Raw genomic sequence first — 10,537 nt, 5'->3', positions numbered from 1 at the left:
TTTTAATGAATTGCTTTTTTCTTAAATCTGCCACCAATAACATCGTGGACTTCATTAATTGTTACAAAGGCATTATCATCTTTTTCACTAACGATACCTTTTAACTTTTCAACTTCTAACCTTGTAATAACACAATACAAAACTTTTTTCGGGTCACCACTATAACCACCTTCACCATGCAAGATGGTTACGCCACGACCAAGCCGAGCCATAATAGCATCACTGATTTCTTGCCACTCATCAGTGACAATCATAACCCCTTTGGACTCATCGACCCCTTGAATAACGACATCAATAACTTTTGCCGCAATAAAATAGGTTACGATAGAATACATCGCTTTGTCTAACCCAAAAATAAAACCGGCACTGCTTAAAATAAATATATTCATAAACATTACAATTTCACCCACCGAAAAACCACAACGCTTATCCATAATAATCGCTACAATTTCCGTGCCATCTAAAGAGCCACCATAGCGAATAATTAAGCCTACTCCTACCCCTAAGCACAAACCACCAAAAACTGCTGCTAAAAACAAGTCCTCGGTAATTTTTAAAATCGGTCCAAATTGTGTTGTCCAATACGCTAATGATATTATGGCAAACAATGTGGAAATCGTAAAAGTTTTACCAATCTGTTTATAGCCTAAATACAAAAACGGTAAGTTAAACAGTACCAAAAATAATCCGATAGGCTGTTTTGTTAAATAACTAGCCATAATTGATATTCCGACAATGCCACCATCAATAATATTATTAGGTATCAAAAATATTTCCAAGCCAATTGCAGTAATAATTGCCCCTAAAAATATTAAAGAATATTTTTTTACATAATCCATTTTTGTTTTCTTTCTACTCGTCAAAAAACCAACCTCCTGCATTTAATATTTTTTATATCTTTATTATATAACAAAAACGGCATTAAACCAATTTTCCAAAAACAACCTTCATTAATTATTCTTTTTTAACTAACTTAAACTTTAATTTAGTTATTTTTTTAACATAAAGCTAACTTATATTTTTCTCATTTCTATAGTGCTATAATTAAATCATTAAAGTTAGTTATGGTCTCCATTAATATTTTTAATATGATAGCTAAAGGAGTTTCTATGAAAGCGCTACTTGAAAATTCTCAAAACGACAATAATTTCACCTTAAAAGAAGCTATTAATGAAGCAAAACGTTGTCTTAATTGTTCCAAACCACTATGTCGCATTGGATGTCCCATCGAAAATGAAATACCGGCCTTTATTAAAGAATTAGCTAACGGTAATATCGGGCAAGCCAGCGCGGTTATAGCTCGTCACAGTAATTTACCAGCCGTTTGCGGCAGAGTTTGCGCCCACGAAAAACAATGTGAAGGTTCTTGTGTCCTCAGCAAAACCGGTACCGGTATAAAAATCGGTAAGTTAGAACGATTTATTGCTGATCTTGATGCCGATTTAGAAATAACCCCACTACCAAAAAACACCAACATGAAAGGTAATGTGGCTATTATCGGCTCCGGCCCCGCCGGCTTAACCGTTGCTGGTGATTTAGCAAAATTAGGCTTTGCCATAACTGTCTTTGATGCACAAGCAGAACCCGGTGGAGTTTTAATGTACGGAATTCCGGCTTTTCGTTTATGCAAAGATGTTGTAAGGCGCGAAATACAAAAAATTCAACGACTGGGTGTTACCTTTAAGAACAACGTGCTGATTGGTCGTGATCTTTCTCTCGACCAACTATTCAATCAAGGATTTGATGCCATTTTCATTGGTACCGGCAATTCCATATCTCGACGACTTGATATTGAAGGCAGTAATTTAACCGGTATTTTACAAGCAAAATATCTCTTGCAAATAGTAGCCTTAGCAAATCAACATAGCGTTGGGCAAGAAGAAATTCCGATTGTCAAAGGTGATACTGTTATTGTTATCGGTGCCGGTAATGTAGCCATGGACGCTGCGAGAACCGCACTACGCATTGGCGCAGCGTCAGTAACGGTATTACATCGTGAAGCCGCCAATGATGTGCCGGCTTTAAAAGCTGAATACGAAGCGGCCAAACAAGAAGGCGTCAACTTTTTGCCAGCTGTGACACCACTTCGCTTCATGGGCACAAACAAAGTTTTAGGATTACAATATTCCTCACTATCTACAGAACCATCCATTAATCAGCAGCAACGAACCTTCATTAATGCCGATAAAATTATAATTGCCATCGGACAAAAACCTTCCAATCAAATAATCTCAACTACTCCCGGCATCGAAGTAACACCGGACGGCTTTGTGAAAACAAAGGATCGACCATATGGCATGAGTACCAAACACGGAGTTTTTTCCGGTGGCGATGTTGTTCATGGTCCAGCCACCGTAGTATTAGCAATGAAAGAAGCAAAAAAAGTCGCTACCGGAATTGTTCAATATGTTGAAGCAAAAAAGCTAATGGAAGAATGTGGTCTGAAAATTGAAAAAGATCTTTAACCTTATTATTTGCTAAAACTAACCTCTTATTATCTCGATATATTAATAAAGACCTTTATAAAGGAGGCTTTATTATGAAAATTTCTTCTTGGCTCTTCGGCCTACAAAAACTTTATCAAACAAAAATAAACTCTCCACTGGGGCAACACCCCAAAACCAACAATAACAACCTTATTTTTAGCCAAGCAAAATCACAAATTGACGAAGAACAATTACTTAGAAAAGCCCTTAATAACAAGCAGTTATCCAGTGCGGAACAACAACATTTAGCAAACAATCCAATGTTGCAAACTAAAATCGAATTAAAAAAACTAGAAAAAGCAAATTTAGAAGCCAGACTTAAAGCCGCTCAATCTAAAGCTGAAGTCAATGGTATTGTTAATGATACAATTATCACTAGTATTGAAACCAGTAAAACCAATCTCACCGATGCTAATTTATCAATTGAAATTGCTAATAATTTAAGACTAAAATACGGCAATAAAAATAATACCAGCAATAAGTATGATAAAAAAGTCTAATAATACTATAAAATGACCACCAATGTTAGCCTAAAGTAATATGTCCGGTATTCCGGTCACATATAAAAAGGTTAACATTGGTGGTCATTTTTTATACTAATATCGTTTTATAAATTTTCCATATTAGTCAATCTGTTTTTTTCCGTTTGATAATTATTGATGAAATCACTATAAGTAGCTTGAACCTTAGTGTTTATTGCCTTAGCTTCATTGTAGCTTTTTTCAGCATCAGGATAACGATACATATATTCTAATTGTGCTCCAGAATTCATTTTATCACAATATTGTATTGCTAAACTTACTACTTCACTAAACTGCCGTTTAACATTTTCCGCACCTTTAGGTGCTTTGATAAAATCAATTTGATTTCTTAAGCCAACTCTAAAAGCTCTGGCCATTTCTAATGTGTTAAAATAATCATTCCAAGTATAACCGCCCTTGCGCAAATTATCTAAATTAGCGCCCAAGTCTAGCTTTGAACTATCATATCTTTGAATCATTGTATCAACTTTTTGAAAAAAATCATTCATCAGTAGTAATCTAGCAATTTTCTCTTTGTTTATGGTGCGTTGCTCTTCCACAAACATCGTCAATTGATGTGGCAATACAGTAATGCCTTTGCCTAAATCAAAGTTTCGTTCTTCAACCTTTATCTTTTCTGAAAGCCCTTTGGCTTCTTCAATATTAGCTTTTAAACTATCAATAACATTATCGGTTTCCTTGTTTAACGGCTTGCCGATAACCAATTTAGTCTCTTCAATCATGGCAATTTCTTTATCTAATAATGCTAATAAATTTTTATGATGTTCACTATACTCTTGTAACACATGAGTGTTGGAAAAGGTTTTTTCAAAGTTCATCAATTCATCACGCTGAACCTGTAATTGATTTTGCAAATCGGCTATTTTTTCATTTTTTAAGTTTTCAGCAGTAGTATTATTAACTAATATGTCATTGGCAGTCTCAATTTTACGAGAAGCCTCTCCATAATAAGCTAAATAATGACTTTTACTCATAAAATTTAAATAATAAAATGTTGAAGCCGCCACAATAATTAACAATATCCCCAGCGCTACCCCAAGTTTCGCCTGTGGTTTTTCTAAAAAAGCAGCAAATTTTTGTTTAATTTCCCTTGATCGGTTTTGTTTTAAATTATTTCCACACTGTTTACAAAAACTAACACTAGATAAATTTTCCATGCCACATTTATTACATTTAATAACACCAGCCTGCTGACAATTGCTACCACAATTCGGACAAAACTTCGTACTTTCGTCAATATCAAAATTACAACTACTACAGCGATTCAAAAAAACATCTCCCTTAATATAGTTTACTTACTTATTAATATACAATCTTTACTAATAAAAGTAAAATAATAAAAATCATTTGTTGATTAGTTTTCCGATGTTTTTTAAATTAATGGACAGTGTCCCATCATAATTATTAATGAATTCAATGTAATCTTTGTTTTTAAAATAGTCAATCGGTACTGTTATTTCAATACCGGTATCGGTTTTTATTTTGTGGACTTTATTTTTTTTAACAGTCAATTCTTTATCAAGTTGAATTTCCGGACTTAACCCGGCATTTACTATTTCTTCGTTATATTCTCGTTGCATCAGCGGTGATTCTTGAAAGGCAACTTCCGCTATAGCTTGTGGCATAACATTATCAGCTATTTCACTATTTTCTAATAAGTAATTTTTAACTTTCGTTATGGCCTCCACCGGACTTTTTCCATGTTTTTCTGCAACTTTTTTCGTTATTTCATGCATTATTTTAATACTGTCTTTCGCTGATAATTCACTATGACATTGTAATAACTGTTCCGCCATAATATTAACAGTTTCACCATTAACGGTGTATTTCTTATCCACTAATTTTATTTCTTGACTTTGTACGTTAACAAACGCATATTCATCTATTTTCTGGGTCAAACTCGGTAAAATTGCATAGTGATTGATAATATCATTTTTTACAACCTCGCCATCTTGTACCACTTGATGAATAAAGCCCATTCGATTATTACATTTCAAAACCGCAATATAACGTTCATCTTCAATCGTTAAATCGGCTACCAACAAGTCCGCCGAAGCTAATTCTTCAGCTTTAGTAATAGAATCATATAGTAACTCCGCTATTTGTTTTGAAAAATATACAAAATCTACTGCTTCATTTAAATAGTTGGCCATTTTCTGTTGAAAAGTACTATTTTCATAAAATCTTCCTTGTTTGACATCTTGATTGGTAAATGATTTTTCAACATGCTTTTGCAAAAATATCTCAACAGTATCAGTTCGCTCTAATTCTTGCTCTGAAAAAACCATTACGCCGGAATTGAAGTCTAAAATATGTAAAATAACTTTATTCAGTAAAATCAACATTTTATCTCACCCTTATCTTTGATAGAAAAAAGGTCAAGTTTGGATTATTCCAGACCTGACCTTTTCAACTTTATTCTTCCACTGTTTTCTTTTTCACCAATTCTAACGAAACTACTTTATCAGCAGCACCGGTTTTCATCAAAGTAACACCTTGGGTATTACGACTAATTACCGAAATATCATCAACATTCATTCTAATAACAACGCCTTCGGCGCTGATTAAAATCAATTCTTGACCTGGTTTAACAACTTTTAAACCAACCACTTTACCGGTTTTATTAGTAACTTTGATATTAATGATACCTTTACCACCGCGTTTTTGGTTGCGATACTCTGTTACCGGTGTTCTTTTCCCAAAACCTTCTTCCGTAACTGTTAATACTTCCGAATCGCGTTTTAAGGTATCCATCCCAACAACTTCATCACCTTTGTTTAAACTGATACCTTTTACCCCATGTGCCGAACGGCCCATTGGTCTAACATCAGTTTCGGCAAACGTTATCGCCATACCGCCTCGCGTACCGATAATGATATTTTTCTCGCCATTAGTACGTTTTACGGCAATTAACTCATCATCATCATCTAAGGAAATAGCAATTAAGCCACCTTTACGTGCTGTATCATAATCCATTAATTCCGTTTTCTTCACAATACCTTTGCGAGTTGTCATAAATAAATAACGATTGCTCGCAAATTCTTTAAGCGGAATAACCGCCGTAATATTTTCATTTGCTTCCAGTGGCAATAAATTAACAATTGCTACCCCTTTAGCAGTTCGTCCTGAAGCCGGAATTTCATAGCCTTTTAAGCGATAAACACGACCACGATTAGTGAAGAACATAATATTATGATGCGTAGTTGTTAAGAATAAATCTTCCACTGCATCTTCTTCTTTGGTCGCCATACCGGTAATACCGCGTCCGCCACGTTTTTGACTACGGAAAGTATCTGCCGGTAAACGCTTGATATAATTGCCTTGTGTTAAGGTAATTACCACATCTTCTTCGGCAATTAAATCTTCCATCGCCAATTTAGATAAATCTCTAGTAATGACAGTACGTCTAGCATCACCAAAGCGTCTTTTTATCTCAATCAACTCATCTTTAATAATCGCTAATACTTTAGTTTCATCAGCCAATACCGCTTCCAACCATTCTATTGTTTCTAAAATATCTTTATATTCTTGCTCAATTTTATCGCGTTCTAACGCTGTTAACCGTTGTAAGCGTAAATCCAAAATTGCTTGAGCTTGTTTTTCTGATAAATTAAAATTATCAATCAATGAATTTCTAGCGTTTTCAACATTCGCCGATTGTCTAATAGTCGCAATTACCGCATCTAAATGATCTAAAGCAATTTTTAAACCTTCTAATATATGTGCTCTAGCTTTAGCTTTATCTAATTCATATTGTGTCCGTCTAGTAATAACATCTTTTTGATGTTCTAAATAGTAATACAATACTTCTTTTAAATTAAGCACTCTCGGATGACCATCCACCAATGCTAACATAATAATCCCAAAGCTTTCTTGCATTTGCGTATGCTTGTAAAGCTGATTTAAAATAACCTCACCATTAACATCACGACGCAATTCAATAACGATACTCATCCCTTTACGGTCACTTTCGTCCCGTAAATCAGTAATACCGTCAATCACCTTGTCACGCACTAATTCAGCTATTTTTTCTACTAAGCGGGCTTTATTAACTTGATATGGTATTTCTGTCACAACAATCCGATTTTTGCCGTTTTGCATTTTTTCCAGGCGTGCTTGTGCTCTCATTTTCACGACCCCACGGCCGGTAGTATAAGCACTATTAATGCCTTCAGTTCCTAAAATCAAGCCACCGGTTGGGAAATCCGGTCCTTTTATCGCCAACATCAAATCTTTTATTTCAACTTCCGGATTATCAATCATCATCAATAATCCATCAATAACTTCCGTTAAATTGTGTGGTGGAATATTAGTTGCCATCCCAACCGCAATCCCGGAGGAACCGTTAATTAATAAATTCGGTAATTTTGCCGGCAATACCCTCGGCTCTTTTAACGATTCATCATAGTTTGGTGCAAATTCAACAGTGTTTTTTTCGATGTCTTCCAACATCGACTCTGCTACTCTGGACATCCGCACTTCGGTATAACGCATTGCTGCTGCTGAATCACCGTCAATTGAACCAAAGTTGCCATGACCATCTACCAATAAGTATCGAATAGAGAAATTTTGTGCCATCCTTACGGTAGCATCATAAACTGATCTATCACCATGTGGATGATATTTACCCAGTACTTCCCCGACGATACGTGCCGATTTTTTATAGGCCTTATTAGGCGACATTCCCGCTTCATGCATCGCATACAAGATACGACGATGAACAGGTTTTAAGCCGTCTCGAACATCAGGTAAAGCTCTCATTACAATAACGCTCATCGCGTAATCGATATATGAGTTCTTCATTTCTTGCTCAATTTGTATAGGCAAAACCTTCCCTAAACCAAAATCCACATTCTCACCTCATACATAATTTTTGAAATTTATTATAAACATCAATTTAAAACACTTTAACTTATTAATTATAACATATTTCAAATTCTTTTGTAAGAATTAATAATTAACGTTTTCCTCTTGTGGTAATTTTTTGTAATTACTTGATGATATTGCTCCACTCTTCTTCTTTAAAGCCCACCAATACAAAATCCGGCCCAATCAAGAGTGGGCGTTTTACTAACATTCCGTCACTTGCCAATAATTCCAATTGCTCTTGCTCCGTCAGCTGTGGCAATTTATCTTTTAATTGCAAATTTTTATATTGTAGTCCGCTGGTATTAAAAAATCTTTTCAGTGGTAACTTGCTGGTTTTATGCCAAGTTGTTAACTCTTCCACTCTTGGATTGTCTTGTTTTATATCACGTTTCTCCACACTAAGGTTATTTTCTTTTAAATACTGCTCCGCTTTTTTACAAGTACCACATTTAGGATAACAAACAAATAACATCCTTATTCCTCCACTTCATTTTGAAAATTCACAGTAATAACCTTAACCTTTAATAAAACCGCAACAAGTACTTTCTAATGATTGAATTGTATGCGCTGCAACCTTCGAACCATACTCCACTGCTACATCAATGGACTTACCTTGCACCAACGCACTGATAGTACCAGAAAAAAAGGCATCACCGGCGCCAGTTGAATCAACCATTTCCACCGGTTGCACGCTATGATATTGCGCCTGCTCCATGCCTCGGCAAAAATATACTGCACCTTTTTCACCCATTGTGACCACCATCGCCTTAATATTATGGCACTTTGCAAATTTAGTTAATTCTGCTGTTATTTTAGCAACATCGCCCAGCTCAATTTCCACAGCAAAAATCTTCGCAGCTTCAATGTCATTACACACAAAACACTCCATCTCTCTTAACAAGTCTTTATTATTAAGAATTACTGATAAATTTCCCGGCAAACCATAGATGGGTTTGTTTTTTTCTTTGGCAATTGCTATAACTTTTTTGGTGATTTCTTCATTCAAATCAATATCCAAGGCCACATGAGAAGCTTTGGTTATTATTTCTTCACCTTGATTATTAACAATATCGGCAAAAAATTGTAAATTAGGCATTTTAGAAATAGAACCGACCAGCTCACCATGTTTAGCTAATAACGCCATCCACATTCCCATACCATCAGCCGGTACTTTTTTTAAATAATCCGTCTTGACCTCATTTTCCAGTAGCCTGTTTTCAATTTCCTGCCCATTGGCATTATCATCAACCGTACTGACAAAAGTTGTCGGCACCCCTAAAATCCCTAGATTTTCAGCGACATTTCGCCCCACCCCGCCATGAATAAATTTAACATGACCTAAATTCCGCCCCACCGGATCATAGTTTTGTTCTGCAAAGCCCTTTATATCCATAAAAACAGTGCCAAACATTGTTACATTAAGCATAAAATCACCTTAGCCTTTATATAAAATTAATAATTAAAATCAAATACACTATCAATATTAACAAAAAAGTTTTAATCGTCAAGAAAATAAATTATTATCTTAAAGATAAGACTATAATTATAAATTAAAGGAATATTTTCCTGTTTGTCGAAGATTTTAAATATCATTCTTTGACCAATCAGTCTTTGGAGGTAGTAAAATTTGAAAATATCTAATCAAAAAGGTTGGCTCTTAGTGGACGCCTTAATTGCCAGTGTGTTACTGAGTATTGCGATTGTTGGTATTATAAAAGTTTTCAGTTATACCACTACCACCGCTAGCTATAATGAGCATTATAATGAAGCATTGATGATTGCTAAAACAGAAATCGAAAATTTTCGGTTAAGCGATAATCGTTCAAACGATATGCCTTTGTTCACACCAAACAGTACTACCAATAACGCTTTAGTAACAACCGTTGCCAGTCCCAACAAACCTAACTTTAATTATACTGTTACCAAGAAAATTCTTACCGCAACAGAAGTAACCGACTCTGCTATCACAACTAGCACCTTAAACACCATCAGGGTTACGGTTTCCTGGACTGACATATCAAATCATATTAGATCAGTACAATTGGAGGGGTATTGTTATGAGTAAAAGCATTTGGGGTCAACAAGGCTTTAGTTTAACTGAACTGATTGTCGGTATGGGTCTATTAACCTTGATGTTAGCAGGAACATTCTTAACAATTAGCACGACCAATACTGTTAATGCCAACACGATGAATATTACACAAAATGTGCAAGCAGCACGAGATATTATGGCAAATATTTATCCCGAATTTGAAAACGCCTCTAACATCAAAACTAAAGCAAACTTTGCTATTACCTGCAATCTCAGCGATGAAACTCCTGACACTATAACTTATACTAAAAAAACACCAACCACAGCTATAGCCTCCAGCATCAGTGTTGATGCTCAGAAAAAAAACATTGTTATTACTAGTGGCAGCACTACCAAAACAATCCCGGTAAACGGCTTGCAAAGTTTAACCATTGCTCGGGATAACATCGATCGTCGCATTAAAATAACGCTTATTGTAAATAACGGTCTACGTAATACCAATTATAAACTTGAAGAAAATGTGGTTTCCTTAGACCCAAAAATATCTTGGACCAATACTATTCCTTAAAAATTTAGGAGATGATTAAAATCAATAAATATATCAAACA

General features: G+C 35.1%; 10 protein-coding genes. 4 read left to right on the top strand and 6 right to left on the bottom strand.

The window, feature by feature from the left end; translation table 11 throughout:
* Positions 1-2 precede the first annotated feature (2 nt).
* Entirely contained in the window at positions 3-881 is an 879-nt protein-coding gene (locus KBI38_07130) for a YitT family protein (protein MBP8629829.1), read from the bottom strand.
* A 228-nt stretch (positions 882-1,109) separates the two neighbouring features.
* Between KBI38_07130 and KBI38_07125 the strand changes: the two genes are divergently transcribed.
* Complete coding sequence (locus KBI38_07125; protein ID MBP8629828.1) at positions 1,110-2,465, top strand: NAD(P)-dependent oxidoreductase; 1,356 nt, start codon at positions 1,110-1,112, stop codon at positions 2,463-2,465.
* A 74-nt stretch (positions 2,466-2,539) separates the two neighbouring features.
* On the top strand, positions 2,540-2,986 hold the full coding sequence (locus KBI38_07120) for a hypothetical protein (protein ID MBP8629827.1): 447 nt from the start codon (positions 2,540-2,542) through the stop codon (positions 2,984-2,986).
* A gap of 107 nt (positions 2,987-3,093) precedes the next feature.
* Here the strand turns inward: KBI38_07120 and KBI38_07115 are convergent, their stop codons facing one another.
* The 5 genes from KBI38_07115 to KBI38_07095 all read right to left on the bottom strand — a co-directional run bounded on the left by KBI38_07115 (position 3,094) and on the right by KBI38_07095 (position 9,323).
* Positions 3,094-4,296: a zinc ribbon domain-containing protein gene (locus KBI38_07115; GenBank protein ID MBP8629826.1), complete on the bottom strand. Its 1,203-nt coding sequence runs from the start codon at positions 4,294-4,296 to the stop codon at positions 3,094-3,096.
* Between the two features lie 75 nt (positions 4,297-4,371).
* Positions 4,372-5,370 carry a nucleoid-associated protein gene (locus tag KBI38_07110; protein ID MBP8629825.1) on the bottom strand — a complete coding sequence of 333 codons (999 nt, stop codon included), beginning with the start codon at positions 5,368-5,370 and terminating at the stop codon, positions 4,372-4,374.
* Between the two features lie 73 nt (positions 5,371-5,443).
* Entirely contained in the window at positions 5,444-7,879 is a 2,436-nt protein-coding gene (gene gyrA, locus KBI38_07105; protein MBP8629824.1) for a DNA gyrase subunit A, read from the bottom strand.
* 139 nt (positions 7,880-8,018) lie between these two features.
* Positions 8,019-8,369 carry an arsenate reductase family protein gene (locus tag KBI38_07100; GenBank protein MBP8629823.1) on the bottom strand — a complete coding sequence of 117 codons (351 nt, stop codon included), beginning with the start codon at positions 8,367-8,369 and terminating at the stop codon, positions 8,019-8,021.
* A gap of 42 nt (positions 8,370-8,411) precedes the next feature.
* Positions 8,412-9,323 (bottom strand): sugar kinase, encoded by a 912-nt coding sequence (locus KBI38_07095; protein ID MBP8629822.1) that lies wholly within the window; start codon positions 9,321-9,323, stop codon positions 8,412-8,414.
* 201 nt (positions 9,324-9,524) lie between these two features.
* Between KBI38_07095 and KBI38_07090 the strand changes: the two genes are divergently transcribed.
* Together KBI38_07090 and KBI38_07085 are read left to right on the top strand one after the other, a co-directional pair.
* The gene (locus KBI38_07090) at positions 9,525-9,962 is read left to right on the top strand and encodes a hypothetical protein (GenBank protein ID MBP8629821.1); all 438 of its coding nucleotides are present in this window, start codon (positions 9,525-9,527) and stop codon (positions 9,960-9,962) included.
* The gene (locus KBI38_07085; GenBank protein ID MBP8629820.1) at positions 9,955-10,497 is read left to right on the top strand and encodes a prepilin-type N-terminal cleavage/methylation domain-containing protein; all 543 of its coding nucleotides are present in this window, start codon (positions 9,955-9,957) and stop codon (positions 10,495-10,497) included. Before KBI38_07090 ends, KBI38_07085 begins: the two co-directional genes overlap by 8 nt.
* Positions 10,498-10,537: the final 40 nt, after the last annotated feature.

This window comes from Negativicutes bacterium (assembly GCA_018052945.1).
Lineage (GTDB): Bacteria > Bacillota > Negativicutes > JAGPMH01 > JAGPMH01 > JAGPMH01.
This window is presented reverse-complemented; position numbering and strand designations above follow the sequence as displayed.

Bases quoted from the DNA above. Each gene is read 5' to 3' on its own strand.
- KBI38_07085 (MBP8629820.1), top strand. From the start codon at position 9,955: ATGAGTAAAAGCATTTGGGGTCAACAAGGCTTTAGTTTAACTGAACTG.
- KBI38_07130 (MBP8629829.1), bottom strand. From the start codon at position 881: ATGCAGGAGGTTGGTTTTTTGACGAGTAGAAAGAAAACAAAAATGGAT.
- KBI38_07125 (MBP8629828.1), top strand. From the start codon at position 1,110: ATGAAAGCGCTACTTGAAAATTCTCAAAACGACAATAATTTCACCTTA.
- KBI38_07120 (MBP8629827.1), top strand. From the start codon at position 2,540: ATGAAAATTTCTTCTTGGCTCTTCGGCCTACAAAAACTTTATCAAACA.
- KBI38_07100 (MBP8629823.1), bottom strand. From the start codon at position 8,369: ATGTTATTTGTTTGTTATCCTAAATGTGGTACTTGTAAAAAAGCGGAG.
- KBI38_07095 (MBP8629822.1), bottom strand. From the start codon at position 9,323: ATGCTTAATGTAACAATGTTTGGCACTGTTTTTATGGATATAAAGGGC.